Annotated in this window: 13 protein-coding genes; 9 read left to right on the top strand and 4 right to left on the bottom strand. The window is 40.4% G+C overall.

Translation table 11 applies throughout. The features are described from left to right. Positions 1-72 precede the first annotated feature (72 nt). Entirely contained in the window at positions 73-519 is a 447-nt protein-coding gene (locus M3226_RS21960) for a Dps family protein (RefSeq protein WP_251570659.1), read from the bottom strand. Between the two features lie 373 nt (positions 520-892). Here M3226_RS21960 and M3226_RS21955 point away from each other — a divergent pair, with 373 nt between their 5' ends. The 4 genes from M3226_RS21955 to M3226_RS21940 all read left to right on the top strand — a co-directional run bounded on the left by M3226_RS21955 (position 893) and on the right by M3226_RS21940 (position 6,209). Continuing rightward, the gene (locus M3226_RS21955) at positions 893-1,486 is read left to right on the top strand and encodes a cell wall hydrolase (protein WP_251570657.1); all 594 of its coding nucleotides are present in this window, start codon (positions 893-895) and stop codon (positions 1,484-1,486) included. Positions 1,487-1,897: 411 nt separating this feature from the next. Then, positions 1,898-3,268, top strand: a complete 1,371-nt coding sequence (gabT, locus tag M3226_RS21950) for a 4-aminobutyrate--2-oxoglutarate transaminase (protein WP_251570655.1) — start codon at positions 1,898-1,900, stop codon at positions 3,266-3,268. A gap of 37 nt (positions 3,269-3,305) precedes the next feature. Further along, positions 3,306-4,727, top strand: coding sequence for an NAD-dependent succinate-semialdehyde dehydrogenase (locus M3226_RS21945; protein WP_251570746.1), 1,422 nt, complete (start codon positions 3,306-3,308; stop codon positions 4,725-4,727). Positions 4,728-5,084: 357 nt separating this feature from the next. Then, a complete protein-coding gene (locus M3226_RS21940) occupies positions 5,085-6,209 on the top strand; it encodes an HAD family hydrolase (protein WP_251570653.1) in 1,125 nt (374 codons plus the stop codon). 36 nt (positions 6,210-6,245) lie between these two features. Here the strand turns inward: M3226_RS21940 and serA are convergent, their stop codons facing one another. Then, the gene (serA, locus tag M3226_RS21935; protein WP_251570651.1) at positions 6,246-7,880 is read right to left on the bottom strand and encodes a phosphoglycerate dehydrogenase; all 1,635 of its coding nucleotides are present in this window, start codon (positions 7,878-7,880) and stop codon (positions 6,246-6,248) included. Positions 7,881-8,265: 385 nt separating this feature from the next. Between serA and M3226_RS21930 the strand changes: the two genes are divergently transcribed. Further along, positions 8,266-9,561 carry a homoserine dehydrogenase gene (locus M3226_RS21930; RefSeq protein WP_251570649.1) on the top strand — a complete coding sequence of 432 codons (1,296 nt, stop codon included), beginning with the start codon at positions 8,266-8,268 and terminating at the stop codon, positions 9,559-9,561. A 98-nt stretch (positions 9,562-9,659) separates the two neighbouring features. Further along, a complete protein-coding gene (gene thrB, locus M3226_RS21925) occupies positions 9,660-10,568 on the top strand; it encodes a homoserine kinase (RefSeq protein ID WP_251570647.1) in 909 nt (302 codons plus the stop codon). 44 nt (positions 10,569-10,612) lie between these two features. On the opposite strand, the gene M3226_RS21920 is transcribed toward thrB, so the two are convergent. After that, positions 10,613-13,147: a putative bifunctional diguanylate cyclase/phosphodiesterase gene (locus tag M3226_RS21920; protein ID WP_251570645.1), complete on the bottom strand. Its 2,535-nt coding sequence runs from the start codon at positions 13,145-13,147 to the stop codon at positions 10,613-10,615. Positions 13,148-13,207: 60 nt separating this feature from the next. Further along, positions 13,208-13,351 carry a hypothetical protein gene (locus M3226_RS21915; RefSeq protein ID WP_251570643.1) on the bottom strand — a complete coding sequence of 48 codons (144 nt, stop codon included), beginning with the start codon at positions 13,349-13,351 and terminating at the stop codon, positions 13,208-13,210. Positions 13,352-13,517: 166 nt separating this feature from the next. Here M3226_RS21915 and M3226_RS21910 point away from each other — a divergent pair, with 166 nt between their 5' ends. The 3 genes from M3226_RS21910 to M3226_RS21900 all read left to right on the top strand — a co-directional run bounded on the left by M3226_RS21910 (position 13,518) and on the right by M3226_RS21900 (position 19,011). Beyond that, positions 13,518-14,270: a glucose 1-dehydrogenase gene (locus M3226_RS21910; RefSeq protein WP_251570641.1), complete on the top strand. Its 753-nt coding sequence runs from the start codon at positions 13,518-13,520 to the stop codon at positions 14,268-14,270. A gap of 107 nt (positions 14,271-14,377) precedes the next feature. Further along, positions 14,378-17,626: a BTAD domain-containing putative transcriptional regulator gene (locus M3226_RS21905; protein WP_251570639.1), complete on the top strand. Its 3,249-nt coding sequence runs from the start codon at positions 14,378-14,380 to the stop codon at positions 17,624-17,626. Positions 17,627-17,826: 200 nt separating this feature from the next. After that, positions 17,827-19,011: a substrate-binding domain-containing protein gene (locus tag M3226_RS21900; RefSeq protein WP_251570744.1), complete on the top strand. Its 1,185-nt coding sequence runs from the start codon at positions 17,827-17,829 to the stop codon at positions 19,009-19,011. Positions 19,012-19,038: the final 27 nt, after the last annotated feature.

Here is a 19,038-nt window from a genome sequence, read left to right as displayed (position 1 = left end):
TTCTGAAAATAAGGGACCTATAATAAATAAGAATAGAAAAAGCCCAACAGCATTACTGTTGGACTCATTGCTTTAAATGGACTTCCCTAGGAATGCTGTCAGCATCCATACATGTTTTTCTAATCCGGAATGAATAGCAAGGAGCATATCTTCGGTTGTTTCGTCATCTAATTCTCCAGCAAGGCTCATACCTTCCTTTAGTTCTCCAATAATAATCGAGAAGTCATTAATGATGGATTGAACCATTTCTTCGGCAGATTCACTCCCAGATGCTTCACGAATCGAGGATAGTTCTAGGCATTCTTTCATTGTTGCAACAGGATTACCTCCAATGGCAAGTAACCGCTCTGCTAATTCATCAACATGAAGGCCGGCTTCATTATAGAATTCTTCAAACTTAGCGTGCAGCGTAAAAAATTGCCCGCCTTTTACGTACCAATGATAGTTATGTAACTTGATATACAAGACAGACCAATTGGCAATTTGCTTATTAAGGATGTCCACTAACTGATTTTCCACTATATAAATCCTCCTTGAATATGGCTTCACTATTATTATGACCAAAATTAAAAAGAAAATCCTGCCAATTCCAACCGTTTTGATGGCAATTTTGTGAAAGAGTTACTTTAAATAGGCCTTTATGCAGAATTCCTATTGATTATGGTTTGTTACAGCTTGAAATCTTTGTAATGATAGGTCCATATTTTTCCTTAGATAGATATTATTTGATAATTTTCTTCAATGGATAAATTTAACTAATTATAGTTTAATTGTTTTGCTGCAAGGGGTAGAAGGGTTGATAGTAAATTACCAAACTTTGGGCAATGAACGAGTATATTACATCTGATAGCCTAATAGTATACGAAAAACGACTACTAGGAGGAACAAATACATGAAAAAGCTAAAGAAACTAATAGTAGCCGCTGGATTAATGTTCTCAATTTCAGCATTTACTTTAACAAATCAAACAGAGGCAGCAACCACTCACAAAATACAATCTGGTGAGACATACTGGAAAATAGCAAAAGGATTCGGTATTCCTGTTAATAGCGTAATGAAGACAAATAATAGTAAACCACTTTTAACAGGTCAATACATGACATTGCCAAACTCTCCATACACGGCGGCAGAGAAGGACTTAATGGCCCGTCTTGTTCGTGCAGAGGCAGTTGGCGAACCATATGCAGGGAAAGTCGCAGTTGCTACCGTTATTATTAATAGAGTAAGAAGTGCTGATTTCCCGAATACTGTAAATGGGGTAGTCTATCAAATTGCTAATGGACATTATGCATTTACTCCAGTAGCAAACGGAACAATTAACCAGCCAGCTGATGCTGCTTCTAAAAAAGCGGTAAATGAAGCAATTGCTCTAACTGGAAAAGGAAATGGATCTTTATTCTTCTATAACCCTAAAACGTCAACAAGTTCATGGATTACTTCACGTCCTGTAACGGTTACCATTGGAAATCACAGGTTTGCACGATAATTAGTATCAGAAATAAAAATAGCTTTTATTCAAAAACAGCGAGATTCAGTAAAATGAATTTCGCTGTTTTTTTTTTGTAAAAAAAAAAGGACAATATTATTTACTGATAGAAATAATATATATGGTACAAAAATCATCGCAAAAGACACCTACGAATAAAGCATCACTTCATTCATACTCCAAGGCTCCATTTCATACCTCTTATCTTTCTAGTGTAAAAAAAATAAGAACATTTTAACTAATGTTGGTCATTCTTTCTTTTTGACTTACTTTTACTTGCATTACAATTGTTTGTTAGGTTTGTTAAATAAACAGTTCAATATCTCATATAGAACATATAGATAGTAATGTTCTTTAAAAAGATTTGAAAGCGGTACGATTCGCTTGATTTTAGAAAAGGGGGAGTGGGGTTTGGAAAGAAAATTTGTCAAGCTGCAAACAGAAATACCTGGACCAAAATCGAGAGAAATTTTGGAACGAAGAAATAAATATGTTCCAAAAGGAATTAGTAACAACTGCCAATCCTTTGTAAAAAAAGCAGAAGGTGCACTGGTCGAGGATGTGGACGGCAATCATTATATTGATTTTGCCGGAGCAATTGGAACGCTAAATGTCGGCCACTCACACCCGAGAGTGGTCAAAGCCGTGCAGGATCAAGCAGGCCAATTTATCCATACCGGTTTTAATGTGATGATGTATGAATCCTATATTAACTTGGCTGAACGGCTTTGTAAGCTGGCGCTAGGTGATTTTGATAAGCAGGCCGCTTTCTTTAACAGCGGTGCGGAAGCCGTTGAAAATGCGGTTAAAATTGCCCGCAAGTACACAAACCGCCAAGGGATCGTTTCGTTTACAAGGGGATTCCATGGCAGAACGTTAATGACGATGACCATGACAAGCAAGGTCAAGCCTTACAAATTTGGCTTTGGTCCATTTGCCCCGGAAGTCTATAAGGCGCCATATCCATATGTATATCGCCGTCCAGAAGGAATGAACGAAACTCAATATAGCGACATGATCACTGAACAGTTTGAACAGTTTTTAGTTGCAGAAGCTGCTCCAGAAACCATTGCAGCCGTGGTCATGGAGCCTGTACAAGGGGAAGGCGGCTTCATCGTTCCTGACAAGGCCTTCGTAAAACGGGTAAGAGAAATCTGTTCACAGTATGGAATATTGTTTATTGCCGATGAAATACAAACTGGTTTTGCAAGGACCGGAAAATACTTCGCAATTGAACATTTTGATGTCGTTCCTGACTTAATTACCATTTCAAAATCGATGGGGGCAGGAGTTCCGATCTCAGGTGTCATCGGCAGGGCGGAAATCATGAACACCCCTGAAATTGGCGAGATTGGCGGGACCTATGCCGGAAGTCCGCTCGGATGCCAGGCAGCATTGACTGTGTTAGATATTATAGAAAGTGAACAGCTTAATGACCGGGCGAGTAAACTAGGTGAGCGAGTCATTGAAAAAATGCAGCTCCTTGCCGCCCGCTTTAACGGCATTGGCGATGTACGCGGCTTAGGTGCGATGTGTGCCATGGAAATTGTTAAAGACCGAGAGCACAAGACCCCGGATAAAGAATCGGTTGGAAAAATTGTCAAGGCGGCAGCTGAGCGCGGCCTCATGCTGTTAAGCGCTGGTATCTACAGTAATGTCATCCGACTGCTCATGCCATTAACCATCACAGATGAGCAGCTTGAAGAAGGTCTGCAAATACTTGAAGAAGCAATGGAAGCAGTTTACCAAAATAATTCAGCCTTATCCGTTGGAGGAGAATAATATGGATGTTCTAAAACAAAATGATCAAATTTATCCTATGTATCTAAATGGTGAATGGGTTGGCAATGATTACTCGGTTTTTACAGAAGTGATTAACCCTGCGACGAAGGAAGTGATTGGTGCAGTTCCAACAGGCGGAGCTTACGAAGCGAAGCAGGCTGTTGATGCTGCCCATAAGGCCTTTAAAAATTGGTCGAAACGGACAGCGGAAGAACGGTATCAGCTTTTGATGAAATGGTTCTATTTAATTGAAAAAAATAAAGAGGAAATTGCAAGAATTATGACGATTGAGCAAGGAAAACCGTTAAAGGAAGCCTTAGGCGAGGTTTCGTATGCGAATGGATTTATCTCTTGGTATGCAGAAGAGGCAAAGAGGGTCTATGGTGAGACCATTCCTGCATCAAGTCCAAATAAAAGGATACTAGTCAGAAAAGAACCAGTTGGTGTAATTGCAGCGATTACTCCATGGAACTTCCCAGCCGCGATGATTACGAGAAAGGTAGCCCCTGCCCTTGCAGCAGGGTGTACGGCAGTCGTGAAACCGGCCAACCAAACACCGCTTACAGCGTTAAAAATGGCGGAACTGGCACATGAAGCTGGAATACCAGCAGGAGTGATTAACATCATTACGGGTCGCTCTTCGGAAATTGGCGAGGTATGGTTAAAAGACCCCCGTGTTACAAAAATAACTTTTACCGGATCTACAGAGGTAGGAAAGACGTTAATGCGCGGGGCAGCTGAAAATGTAAAAAAAGTTTCGTTAGAGCTTGGCGGAAATGCTCCATTTATCGTGATGGATGATGCGAACCTAGCGAAGGCTGCCATTGGCCTTGTCCAATCGAAATTCCGCAATGCCGGTCAAACCTGTATTTGTACCAATCGGGTTTATGTCCAGGAAAGTGTCGCGGACGAATTCATTACGCTTTTTCAAGCTGAATTAGAAAAGCTTAAAGTCGGTAATGGACTAGAAGAAGGTACAGATATCGGTCCGTTAATTGATAAATCAGCTTATAAAAAAGTAGAGTCATTGGTTCATGATGCCGTTAAAAAAGGCGGTAAAGTTATTTATAGCGGTCTTAAGCCAGTGGATGATAAAGGGTATTTCTATGCCCCGACGATCCTTACAAATATCCATGATGATATGGAATGTATGAGGGATGAAATTTTTGGTCCGCTTGCGCCGATTTCGACCTTCAAAACAGAAGAGGAAGTGATTGAACGGGCCAACAATAGCCGCTACGGATTGGCTGCCTATGTCTATACGGAAAATTTAAGCCGCTCCTTTAGGATTACGGAACAACTGGAGTATGGAATTATTGGTTTAAATGATGCCTTGCCGTCAGTGGTTCAAGCTCCGTTTGGCGGCTATAAAGAAAGCGGCCTAGGACGCGAAGGCGGGCATTACGGAATTGAAGAGTTTTTAGAAGTAAAGTATATTTCGATTGGATTGGATATCTAGTAAAGAGCTAGCTTGCCGTACGCTGGGAGATCTGAGCGCACGGCATTTTTTTGCTTTCCAGGTGATTTGGAAGATGGTTACCAATTTTTGTAGAATTAGTTTTGAATTTCGTAGAATTGTGTGGTAGTTTTGTAGAATTCGCCTTCAACTTGGTAGAAAAGAAACGGATTTACGTAGAATTCCGAACTCTCATTCCCGTCTAGTCTAGTTTTATTAACAAAATCCTCAAACTTATTAACAAATCGGCCGTTGATGCCCCTGTTTTTTTAATAAAAGTAGTCTAATACTTCAAATTACAACTCCCGCTGTGTTACGATAACGTATAAAAGGAAACCAAGAATCGAGGGGGCAGGGAAATTGATTAACACCGTTTTATTTGATGTTGATGGAGTGCTTTTGAGCGAAGAGCACTATTTTGATGCATCTGCACTGACTGTTTGGGAGATGCTGATTAGCAGCAATTATCTAGCACTCGCACCGGAACAATTTAAAACCGAATATACTGAAGCAGAAATCAACCGTATCAGGGAAAATGTCTTCCAAAACGACCAGGTCCTTAAATTTATGAAATCCCGCGGCCTAAACGCAAACTGGGATATGATTTACCTATCCTTCAGCCATCAGCTCATACATCTTCTGTCGCAGATTAAAGAGGATGAAGCTGCAAAAATAGCTCAATGGCTTACGAATCCAATCAATTATGAAACCTTACGGGATATTGGCATGGTATTAAGTCGGTATCAGGTAGAATTGAATTTTGGCTTGTTCGTGGACGAATTCACTCAATCAGATGCGACAAAGCAGGAATTGTTTGAATACTTGAATGTACTATCTAAGGAGAAGCTTGGCGTAGAAACATCGATTTTCCAAAAAGGCGAGCTCTGGTCTATTTGTGAACATGTTTCACAGGAATGGTATGTGGGCGATGAAAATGTCCTCGCTTCAACTGGCAGACCATCAGTCCAGACTGGGAAAAAGGGATTCCTTGCCAATGAAACAACCCTCGCTCCAGCCCAGGAAATTGCCGCTTTATTTCAGTACCTTTCCTCAGCTGGAATTACAATTGGAATTGGTACCGGAAGACCGGACCTAGAAACGATCCAGCCTTTTAAACATTTAAATTGGCTGAAATACTTCAATGAAAACCGAATTATTACAGCCGATGAAGTATCGAAAGCGGAACAAGAGATAACCGAGCCTAAATCCTTATCAAAGCCGCATCCATTTACTTATATCATGGGGCTTAAAGGAAAAGAGACATCAACAGTAGACTGCTTAAACACTCCGCTGCCCATTCAAAAGGGGGAAGAAGTATTGGTTGTCGGTGATTCATTGGCGGACCTTCTTGCTGCAAGAAAGCTAGGCTGTCAATTTGCAGCTGTTTTAACTGGTCTTTCTGGGAAAGATGCACGCCAAGATTTTGAAAAACATGAGGCAGATTATATCCTAGATTCCGTCCTCGATATTAAAACCATTTTATAAAAATAGAGAGAGGGAATGGCCGCGCCATTCCCTCTTTTAAATACTTTTTATCTTTTCACGCTCAGACTCATAAGAACCAACGGTGGTTAACTCAAGGACCTGTGCTTCCTGCAAGCCATCAATTAATTTTAAGACTTTGATAACATTTGCACTTAACGTTCGATCTAAGGTTAATACCATGATCGCTTCCCCGCCAACCTCCGTACGGCCAACCTGCATTGTACCAATATTGATATCATGGTCACCCAGTAACGATCCTACCTTACCGATCATCCCAGGTACGTCGCGGTGTTTAATGTATAGAAGATATTTTTCCGGCTTCACATCAATCCGGTATTGATTTATTTTTAAAATTCTAGCTCCGTAACCATTTAGGACCGTAGCGCCGATTTTGGCTGTTTCTTGGCCATTAGACACACTTAACTCCAAATAATTGGCAAAGCCTTTATTCGACGCATTCTTGACAACATTATAGGAAACCCCTTGTTCTTTTAGTAAATGGAGGGCGTTAATTAGATTGACAGAATCACTTAAATGATAGGATAAAATTCCTTTTAATAGAGTACGCGTTAGTAACTCTGTATCTTCATCAATGAGATTCCCATAATAATTGATTTCAATCTTGGAGGGTGCCTGCTTATTTAGCAATTGAATCACTAGCTGCCCCATTTGATCACCTAACAATAAGTAAGGCTGAAGCTTTGCTTGTGTTTCCCCTGACATTTGCGGCATATTGACGGCGTTCTGGATCGATTGTTTTTCAAAAATCTCAATAATTTCCGCACTCACCTCTTGGGCAACTTTTTCCTGCGCTTCCACCGTCGAGGCCCCAAGATGCGGTGTGACAATGATATTTGGATTTTGCAGCAATTCCTCATTGGCAACAGGTTCTTTTTCAAATACATCAAGCGCAGCGCCTGCTACATGTCCGGACTGTATGGCTCTCACTAAAGCCTTCTCATCAATGATTCCGCCGCGGGCACAGTTGACAAATCGAACACCTTTTTTCGTTTTGCTTAAGTAATCATCGTTGATAAGACCTCTTGTATCATTTGTTAATGGGGTGTGAACCGTGATGAAATCCGACTCCTCGGCAATTAAATCCAGGCTTGCCTTTGTCATGCCCAGCTTCTTAGCGCGGTCCTCTGTTAGGTAAGGGTCGAACGCTAAAATATTCATACCAAAGCTTTTAGCTCGTTTCGCCACTTCTGTCCCAATCTTACCCATCCCGATGACGCCAAGGGTCTTTTTATACAATTCAACTCCTTTAAAGGAGTTGCGGTCCCATTCGCCGGCAGCTGTTTTTTGATGGGCTTGAGGAATATTTCTTGCTAATGCTAACATCATCGCTAATGTATGCTCAGTTGCAGCCATTGTGTTCGCACCAGGGGCATTTATGACAATAATCCCTTTGCGTGTAGCTGCATTTACATCAATGTTGTCCACTCCAACACCTGCTCTGGCAATGACATGGAGTTTATCAGCGGATAAAAGCAAGTCTTCTGTAACCTTTGTTTGGCTTCTCACAATCAATGCATCGTAATGACCAATAATTTTTTTCAATTCCTCTGTTGGTAATGTTGGCTGCCTTTCTACTACAAAATTTGGATGATCAAGTAATCTTTTTAATCCGGTATCGCTAATCCCATCTGTTACCAATACTCTATACATGATCCATTCCTCCATTGTTTTGTTAAGTAAAAACGCCCCTCATACAGACAAAGCTGCCATTTTATGAAGGACGTGTAGGATTGTGGGCCATCTTCATCAGTAGTTTTTCATTTATAAAATAACATAAATAGATTGAAATTTCAAAAATTAATAAAATTATTCTACAACCCACCTTTCATTTTTGTAAAGACTAAGTTAAAGAAATACTTATTTAATTCAGAAAAATTTTACAAGTTGGTAGTAACCCATTTACAGCAAGGCTTTAAGCGGTTAGAGTTAAATGTATAGAAAATAAATCTATTGTAAAAAAGTAAATAGCGTCATATAATGTCTACTATATAAAAACAATTGTACGTCTCAGGTAGACAGAGTAGGAGGAGTAGACATGGAAGCAATCTCGATTGGTCTTTTAGGATTAGGTACCGTGGGTTCAGGCGTAGTACAAATTATTAAAAATCACCAAGATAAATTAATCCACCAAGTGGGGTGTCCGGTTGTCATAAAAAAAATTCTTGTACAAGATGTACATAAAAGCAGACCGGTTTATGTTGATCCTACTATTTTAACATCCAATCCGGAAGAGATCATTTTGGATCAGGATATTGATGTAGTAATAGAGGTAATGGGTGGAGTCCAAGAAACAAAAGATTATTTACTAACAGCCCTAAGGCAAGGTAAGCATGTCGTCACGGCGAATAAGGATTTAATGGCCTTACACGGATCAGAATTACTAACCGTTGCTTCAGAATATGGCTGCGATTTGTATTACGAAGCAAGTGTTGCTGGAGGTATTCCCATTTTACGCGGGCTGGTAGATGGTCTTGCTTCCGATCGGATTACGCAAATGATGGGGATCGTTAACGGTACAACCAATTATATTTTAACCAAAATGAGTGATGAAGGCCGCTCCTATGAAGAAGTTTTAAAAGAGGCACAAGAACTTGGCTTTGCCGAAGCAGACCCAACTTCTGATGTGGAGGGATTAGATGCAGCAAGAAAAATGACGATTCTTGCGACGCTAGGCTTTTCGATGCATATTGATTTAGACGACGTTAAGGTCAGTGGTATTTCTAATGTGACAGAAGAAGACCTGAGTTACGGAAAACAATTAGGCTATACCATGAAATTAATCGGATTTGCTCACAGAGAAGGGGAAAAGGTAGAAGTGAGTGTCGCCCCTACCTTTTTATCGAATAATCACCCGCTTGCTTCTGTACAAAATGAATACAATGCTGTTTATGTGTACGGGGAAGCGGTAGGTGAAACGATGTTTTATGGCCCTGGGGCAGGAAGCCTGCCGACAGCAACTTCCATTGTTTCAGATTTAGTTGGTGTCATTAAGAATTTAAGGCTTGGGGTAAATGGCAGGAGTGCTGTAACACCGCAATATCCGAAAATGCTAAAGGAAAACGAAGAGAAGTTTTCGAAATACTTTTTACGGATTCATGTGCAGGATGAGGTAGGAGTATTTGCAGATATTACCTCTATTTTTGCCAAATACGGTGTAAGCTTTGAAAAAATTCTCCAGCTTCCGATTAAGAAACATGAAACATCCGAAATTGTGCTAGTGACACACAAGGCTTCGTTAACAAATTATGATAAAATTCTACTAGAGTTATATGATTTACAAGCAGTTAAAGAAATTAAAAGTGCCTATAGAGTGGTGAGAAAATCACTATGATAGGGCAAGGGGTTACTTGATGCATATAAAGTAACTCTATCCAACTCCCTAACGTTGATAAGGGCAGTTACAGAACATATTCAAGGAGTTGTAACCGCATGACACTTCGTGACCGTATGATGATTAAGGTCCCGGCAAGTACAGCCAATCTTGGCCCAGGTTTTGATTCAATGGGTCTTGCACTTGATTTGTATTTGACCTTAGAAATAGAGAAAAGTAAAGAATGGCATTGCTATTCCTTTTGTGAAGAGTTAAAGGATTTCCCTACGGGTGAAGACAATTATATCGTAAAGGTTGCCCTTCAAACAGCAGCCCACCATGGTGTGGAGCTGTCTCCTTGTAAAATCAAGGTTGAGAGTGATATTCCGTTAGCGAGAGGACTTGGTTCTAGTGCGTCGGCCATTGTAGCAGGGATTGAGCTGGCAGACGCAGTGGGCGGCCTGAGCTTAACAAAACAAGAAAAGCTCCTTCACGCAACAGAATGGGAAGGCCATCCGGATAATGTGGGAGCATCGATCTATGGCGGGCTTGTTATTGGCCGTTATAAGCAAGATGAAGTAGATATGCTTTCATTTACAAACCTACCGATCGAAGTGGTAGTCCTTATTCCGCAGGAAATCCTGCTAACAAAGGCATCTCGAGATGTATTGCCGGAATCTTATACTCGTCAGCAGGCGATTGAGGCCTCTTCGACAGCCAACTTATTAGTGGGCGCCCTATTAACGCAGAATTGGGAGCTTGCCGGAAAAATGATGGAGAGTGATCGTTTCCATCAGCCATATCGTAAATCGCTTATTCAAAGCTATGATGAAATTGAACAAACGGCTAAAGCCAATGGGGCATTCGGGACTGCATTAAGCGGAGCTGGACCAACGATGATTTGTTTTACTGAAAAAGGCAAGGCGGAAGGCCTTGTGAACGCCTTGGAAACCGGATTTCCTGCCATGACTGCCAAAAAGCTGTTAATCGATTTTATTGGCAGCAGTGTGATCGAATTAGTAAAATAAGTATAAGGGCAGCTTATGGGCTGCCCTTATACTTATTTTTTTCTTTACTTGTGTTCAAAAGTAAAAAGAAACTTCTCAAACTCAGCACTGCTTAGAGGCTTGCTAAACAAATACCCTTGCATGAGGGCGCAATTTTTTGAAAGCAAAAATTCTTTTTGATGTTCTTTTTCCACACCTTCTGCAATCACATCTAAATGAAGGGCGCGGGCCAGATTAATAATCGCCTCAGGTATTTCTGTATTTTCTAAGCTTTCATTAATGTTTTGGATAAAGGATTGATCAATCTTTAAGGTGTTAATCGGAAGGTCCTTTAAATAACTTAGCGATGAATAGCCTGTCCCAAAATCATCAATAGAGATGGAAATGCCTTGATTTTGCAGTGTTTGAAGTGATTGGACAATTTCAGCTGAATTATTTAACAGGATACTCTCCGTTATTTCTATCTCAAAATGGTGCGGCGGGAGATTTTTTTCGGCAAGAATTTTCTTAACCGTCTCTAGCATTAGGTCTGGTTCCTGAAATTGCCGGGCTGAAAAGTTGACCGAGACCGATAAAGGGTGCAAACGAGTTTGATTCCATTTACTCACTTGTTCACAGGCCTTTTCCATAACAAGTTCCCAAAGCGTCTGGATAAATCCTGTTTCCTCAGCTATAGGGATAAAAATGACCGGTGAGACATTTCCGAATTCCTCGTCTGTCCATCTCACCAAAGCTTCTGCCCCAAAAACAACCCCAGTATCCACTTTAATCTTAGGCTGATAAAACACATCAATTTTTTTATTCTCAATCGCCCTTCTTAGATGGGCTTCAAGCCGTGGTCTATCAATATCTGAATGCATCGATTTTTCCGAATAAAAGATGGCTTTATTTCCGCCGTTCTTCTTGGCATTGTACATAGCCATATCTGCATAGCTAATCAATGTGTCCATATTGGTTGTATGCTCCGGATAGAGGCTAATTCCTATGCTGGCGCCAAGGTAAAATTCATTCCCATCTATCATGTAAGGTTTTCTTAGGGTTTCAATTAACCTTTCGGCAGCTGCTTTTGTTTCCTCTTTATCATGGGAGAGGAGAAGGATAATAAATTCATCTCCACCTTGCCTTATTAAGAAGCTTTTTTCCAAATCAAGACAATTTTCTACCCTTGCTGCAATAATGTTTAGGAGTTCGTCACCCTTGTTATGTCCATAAGAGTCATTTACTTGTTTAAAACGATCCATGTCAATGAACAAAACGGAGACAGTTTCCTTCTTTTCATCTGCCTGAATCATAATGCTGCTCAATTTTTCTTGTAAAAACCGTCTATTTAATAACCCGGTTAATGGATCATGGTTTGCCTGATATTCTATCAGTGCTTTACTTTGCTGTAAGTCCTCCACATAACGATGTAAATCGGTCGACATCGCATTTACATTTTCGGTAAGAAGGCCTAATTCATCTTTTCGGTTTAAGTCTAAGTGCTTGCCGAAGTTTCCTTGAGCAATCTCATTAACTTGTTCAACAATATAACCAATTGGCTCAGTAATCGAACGGGAAAAGATAAAACTGACTATTAAAACGATCAGCATGATGGCGAGCGAAAGGAGAATATGCATAAATAGTTCATGTCTAAGCTCATCTTGAATAAGGCCATAATTATAGGCAAGGCCAATAACGAAGGGCTGACCCGATTTTGGGAAGACAGGAACAAATGTTTTTAAAACACTTTTCTTGTTAAGGGTATCATTGTATGATTGCACTTTCTTTGTATTGACTGCCTTCTTAATATAGGCAGCATCAGTCTCGATATTGCGGTATTTATAAGTACCATACCAAATCGGTCTAGCTGAGATGCGTATATAACTATTTCCGTTTAGGTGAACCACTTCACTCTTTTTCCCAAAGTTTTTGGGATTAAAAACGGATATTTCTAAAATGCCTCGTTCCTTTGTGTAACCTTCGATGATTTTCCCTGGGCCAAATCGTTGCTCAAACTCCAAAACTTCACTATCCCGAAAATAGGGATTGATGATATAGTTTGTTGTCCCATCATAATAATAGCCCCATTTATCAATATGATCAGGATCGGATGAAGCAATTTCAATTGGACCAGACCAATAGTGCGGTAATGTTAACCCTTTTCCAACATTAACAGGTTTTAGGGCCAACAATTGTTGGTAGGCGTCATACCAGTAGCCCCAGCCTTTTGTTGACATGTTAATTTCTTCAGGGTCAGATGAACGGACACCAATAATATCGCCCGGAGTCTTGGCTAACAAGGTGATGTGAGATACCCGGACCTCACCAGCAAGTCTTTTTAATTGATCGTTGGTAATTTCCTGATAGGTTGGAGGAAGAGATTGTTTGATTGCAAGGGATGCAATTCTCAAGTCTCTCCCCAGAATATTCTCTACATATAATGAACCTTCTCTTGTTTTTTCCACCTGGAACGAGACCTCATTTGTAATGACAGAGATTTCTCGTTCGTTATATTCTAGCAACTGGCTTTTTGACCAAAAATAATGAAAGGTATTATTTGCTAATAAAATAAACAAAACGAGCAGAAAAAATATCAAGGGTATTTTTTTCTTGATCGACAATGATGCCACACTCCAGTAGCTGACTTTAGAGGTGATTGTAACTACCTTGAGATTAGATAATTACCCTTTTATCCCATGCAGCCATTCCTGGTAGCATTCATCACATAGCGCTTCATCTCTTTCCTGATTCATGGAAACAAATGGGACATAATGCAATTGTCTTTCCTCAATATCCTCTGTACAATAAAAACATTTTTCTGCCATAATCAGTCTCCTTTCTCATCATTCCTTTTTTTGTAGTTTTTTCCGGTTTGGAGGTTTTATTACTTGGAAAAACCATCCATTTTAATCCAAAAACTTTGTGTCTATATTTCTGACTATGCTATAAAGAAAAGGTAAGAGCTTAACTTAACAAAGGAGGTAAAAATAAGTGAATTTTCTTAATAAAGTTGTCGTGGTAACAGGTGGAGCGAAAGGAATTGGCCGTGGAGTAGCTGCTGCCTTTTCAATAAAAGGTGCAAAAGTCATTTTGGCAGATGTAGAATCTGAAACCGGAGAAAGAACGGAGACTGAAATTAATAAGCAGGGTGGAGAGGCACTTTTTGTAAAAACAGATGTCCGAAACGAAAAGGACATTATTCACTTGTTTGAAGTGGCAAACCAGACATTTGGAAGAATCGATATCCTAATCAATAATGCCGGAAAAGGTGTATTTAAATCTCCTTATGATTTAACAATTGAGGAGTGGGACGATTGTCTGAACACCAATTTACGCAGTGTTTTCCTTTGCTCACGGGAAGCAGCCCGATATATGAGAGAAAATCCAATTGGCGGTGCGATTGTGAACATTGCTTCAACGCGTGCCTTAATGTCAGAGCCTAACTCCGAAGCGTATGGAGCCTCTAAAGGGGGAATTGTCGCGATTACGCATGCGCTCGCTGCTTCATTTAGTCAAGATCGAATAACCGTTAACGCAATCTCTCCGGGCTGGATCCATAATGGTGATGAGGCTGAACTTTCACATGCTGATCATGAACAGCATTTATCAAGACGTGTCGGCAAACCTAGTGATATTGCCCGTGCCTGCCTCTATCTAACGAATCCTGATAATGATTTTGTGACCGGCGTTAATTTAGTGATCGACGGAGGAATGACCAGAAAAATGATTTATGTAGAGGAATGAATCTAAATAAGACTCGTTAAAGATTACTACATAAAAGAAGGTTACCTTGCTTGTTCTATATATGGTAAAATAGTGTAAATAGTAAGAAAAAGGGAAGGGGGTTGAAGATGAAGCTGCCAATTATTCAATCAAAGCTGCGAATCCCTGCTGTTAAGGATGATTTTATTAGGAGGGCACAGCTGACTCGAAAATTGAAAACGATTCTTGAGTTTCCTTTGACTCTTCTTCATTCCGGAGCTGGTTTTGGAAAAAGTACGGCACTCGCATTATTTTTGAGGGATGAAAAGCATCAGGGATGCTGGTACTCTATTTCATCCTTGGATGATGACATCCTGACCTTCCTATCCTATCTGGTACAAACGATACAACAGATAGAGCCTTCTTTTGGAACAAAGTTATCCGCCAATATGGACAACATGGAAATGTTTATCCGTGAAGAGGAATTAAGTATTTTATGTTCCCTTTTTATTAACGAAATTCTCGAGTGTAATGCCGAGATTACGCTTATCTTGGATGATTTTCACCAAATTGAACATTCTTATACGATTAATCGTTGGATGGAAAAACTGATAGAGCATATCCCAGCTAATTTACATATTGTTATTTCGAGCCGCAGCCGTCCTCACTGGAGGCATTTAACCAAAATGAAGGTGTGCGGCCAATTATTAGAAATAACAAGGGAAGATTTAGTTTTAACGATGGAAGAAATGGAATTATTGTTAACTGATCTTTATGGATTAGAGATTGAGGCAGAGTATCTGCATTCCATTTATGAAATAACAGAGGGCTGGATCATTGCCCTTTGCATGATTGCCACGCAAATACCATTACAAAACGACAAACCTAAGATTTTTAAACATTCCTCTCAATCTCTCCAAGATTTTTTTCAGTATTTAGTCATGGAAGTCTTTTCGAAACAGCCGCCAATGATTCAGCAATTTCTCGAACAAACTTCCATATTTGAGGAAATTGAGGAAGAAATTTGTAAAGAAGTGATTGGACTAAACGAAGCCTCAAGTTTACTTGAGCAGCTTAAAGACCGCAATTTATTTATCCAAAAGATTGGGCGAACCCATTATCGTTACCATGCCTTATTCAAAGAATTCCTCGAAGATATTTTTCAGAAAAATAATGTGACTGCCTATATGGGTCTCCACGAACGCTGCGCCCGTTATTATGAGCGAAAACAACAATGGGAGAAAGCGCTTCATCATTATAAAAAAATTAATCACCACAAGGCAATCTGTTCTATTTTACAAAAAAATGGTCTGCGGATGCTCGAAAGTGGAAAATTGGAAAGCTTGTACGATCAATTAATCCTCCTACCAGAAGAAGACATGGAGACTTATTATCTTCTCTGGTATTTAAAAGCGGAAATTCATCGCTATCGATCACACTATCAGGAGGCACAGGAATGTTACGATAAGGCCTATGCTGGTGCGGAAAAAACACAAGATCATCTTGGAATGAGCTTGGCGTTAGAAGGAAAAGCAAAGATATTCCTCGATACCATACAGCCTCATCATGCGGAAAAACTTTTATATGATGCGATTTTTCAGCGGGAAAAACGGCCGGGAGCAGATCACGATAAAGGGAAATTATATCAATTGTTATCTGAGAATCTACTAAACTCTGGTAAAGCCCGAGAAGCGGAAAAATGGATACAAAAAGCTAAGGAAGCAAAAGTATCTCTTTCTGATGCGAATTTAGAAGCCAGATTATACTTAAGAACGGGCCGTTTTGAGGCTGCAAAGAAAGTCCTTCTCCTAAAAAAAGAAGAATTAAAGGATTCAACTGTCAATACATTGCCGCAATCCCACCGCGAAACCGACTTATTACTCGCTTTAATAGAAGCCTTTATGGGAGAAGGCTTTAAAGCTAAGAACCTAGCCCAAGCAGGGATTCAGCAGGGGATCAGCTATAAAGCCCCATATGTGGAGGCATGCGGTTGGATTCGCATGGGGCATGCCGTACAAATATTGAATAAGTATGATTCGAGCTTAGCAGAGAGCTGCTATCAAACCGCCTTAGAAATCATGGGACAAATCCATGTTGACCGAGGGAAAGCAGAGCCCTTGATGGGCTTGTGTATTTTGTACGGGACTAGGGGGGAATTGGAGCGGGGGTTAGAGGCCGGAAAGAAAGCCCTACAGGAAACTGAAAAGGTCCATGACGTGTGGCTTTCATCACTTATAACTCTTTGTATGGGAATTGCCTGTATATATAATGAGCGGGTTCCTAAGGCACTAAATTTCCTAAGGAGAGCAGAGGTACTTTTTGAGCGATGTGAGGATTGCTATGGACAAATGCTAGGTAAGTTTTGGCTTGCCTACGTCTTTTACCTTGAAAAACAGCCAAGTTTGTTTAAAGAAGCAATAACTGCCTTTTTAAACTTGGTGCAGATTCACGAATATGAATTCTTTTTTCACAAAAGAACACTATTTAGCCCGAGAGATTTACAAATCTATGTGCCATTGTTAATTACATGTTTGAAAGAAGAAATTCAATCATCCTATGTCAAGAAAATCCTTCAGGATATGGGAATAACTGAATATGATGCTCATCCGGGCTATTCCATCCGAGTTCAGACATTGGGGCATTTCAAATTATGGCTTGGTGAAAAAGAGGTGGGAGACAAAGAATGGCAAAGAGAAAAGGCAAAGGAGCTTTTTCAACTTTTGATTACGGTGAATGAATCTATGGCCAAGGATGAGATTATTGCGCACCTCTGGCCTAATCAGGAGAAAAAAAGTGCGGACCGTGATTTTAAAGTAGCACTTAATTGTCTCCATAATGTGCTTGAACCGCACCGTAAGGCACGTGCAGCACCCTTTTTCGTTATTAGAGAAGGAATGTTTTATGGATTAAACCCGGATGCAGTCATTGAAATGGATACCACTCAATTTAAAGAATTAATTGAAGCTGGACTCGAGGAAAATCAACCGGAGAAAGTTATTCCATTCCTAGAGAGAGGATTATCGTTCTATCATGGAGATTATCTTCCAGACCGTCGTTATGATGATTGGTGTATTAGTAAAAGAGAAAGCATGGCCGTATATTTTTTACGGGGTGCGGAGAAAATGGCGCAGTTGATGGTGCGATCTGAAAAATATGACGCTGCAATCAATTGGTGTGAAAGAATCTTGGATCGGGACCGAACCTGGGAAGAGGCCTACCGCTTATTAATGTACTGTTATTATCGAAAAAATAACCGCCCGCAAGCGATGAAGTGGTATCAAAGATGTAAAGAAGTGCTGGAGGAAGAACTTGGTGTCACTCCATTAGAACCGACCAAACATATGTATGAAATGATCATTGAATCCGAAAGTATTTTAAATTCGATTGAACAGCCTTAAGATCAGGCTGTTTTTTTTGCGTCCAACACCAGTTCCCGCCCTTGGTCAAGGCGCTTGCGCTTTTCTTGTTTGTAACTCTTCTGTAACTATTATCTCCTATCATAGATTTAAAGCTTTACAAGTTGTTGAAAACATATTAAGGGGGAAAAAGAGTGAAGGGGTATCAAAGGAAATGGGCATTATTAGGCTTACTTACTTTTATGATGATCTTTGCGAGCGCTTGCAGCTCGGACAAATCATCATCAGAATCGAAGGGAGGCACCAACACAGATAAAAAAGAGCCAATTAAAATTGGCGTCCTTGCCTCAAAGACAGGCGCTCTTGAAGCATATGGAAAACAAACATTAAGAGGTTTTGAGCTTGGACTTGATTATGCAACAGACGGTAAACGTGAAGTGGCCGGCCGAAAGATTGAATTTATAGTAGAGGATACAGAAACAAAGCCTGAGGTCGCTGTTCAAAAAGCTACCAAGCTATTAGAAGAAGATAATGTAGACTTTTTAGTCGGATCATCAAGCTCAGCCGATACGTTAGCTGTGTTACCGCTAGCAGAAGAATATCAAAAGGTAATGGTCGTTGAACCGGCCGCTGCTGATAGTATTACCGGTTCAGAATTTAATAAATATATTTTCCATTCCGCTCGTAACTCCTCACAAGATGCTGTAGCAGGTGCAGCGGCAATTGCCAAAAAGGGAGTAAAGATTGCCACACTTGCACCTGATTATTCTTTTGGCCGTGATGGCGTGGCAGCCTTTAAGGAAGCGGCGAAAAAGCTCGGAGCTGAAATTGTAAAAGAAGAATATGCAGATCCTGCTGCTACAGACTTTACTTCCAATATTCAAAAAATCATTGATGCTAAGCCTGATTATTTATTTGTCGTCTGGGCCGGAGCAAACTCTCCTTGGAAGCAGCTTTCAGACATGAAGGTCCAAGAAAAGGGCATTAAGATTTCAACTGGTGCACCTGATATTGCTGCTCTCTCCACAATGGAGCCGCTGATTGGGATGGAAGGCTTTACCGTTTACTACCATGACCTTCCAAAAAACAAAATTAACGACTGGCTTGTCGCTGAACATAAAAAGCGGTTTAACGGAGACGTACCAGATTTATTTACGCCTGGCGGTATGAGTGCGGCGATCTCCATTGTTGAGGCATTAAAAAAGACCAATGGGAACGCCGATGCTGACAAATTAATCAATACAATGGAAGGGATGAGCTTTGAGACACCAAAAGGGAAAATGACCTACCGGAAAGAAGACCACCAAGCCCTCCAAACGTTGTATGCGATTAAATTAGAAAAGAAGGATGGTGTTCCATACCCAGTTCCAGTTCTGATTCGAGAACTAACTCCTGAGGAAACAGCTCCACCAATCCGGAACAAGTAAAATTTAAAAAACAGGAGGGTTCGACCA

This window comes from Neobacillus cucumis, from assembly GCF_023715505.1.
Note: the sequence above shows the minus strand (reverse complement) of the source record. Positions and strands in the feature narration are given on the sequence as shown.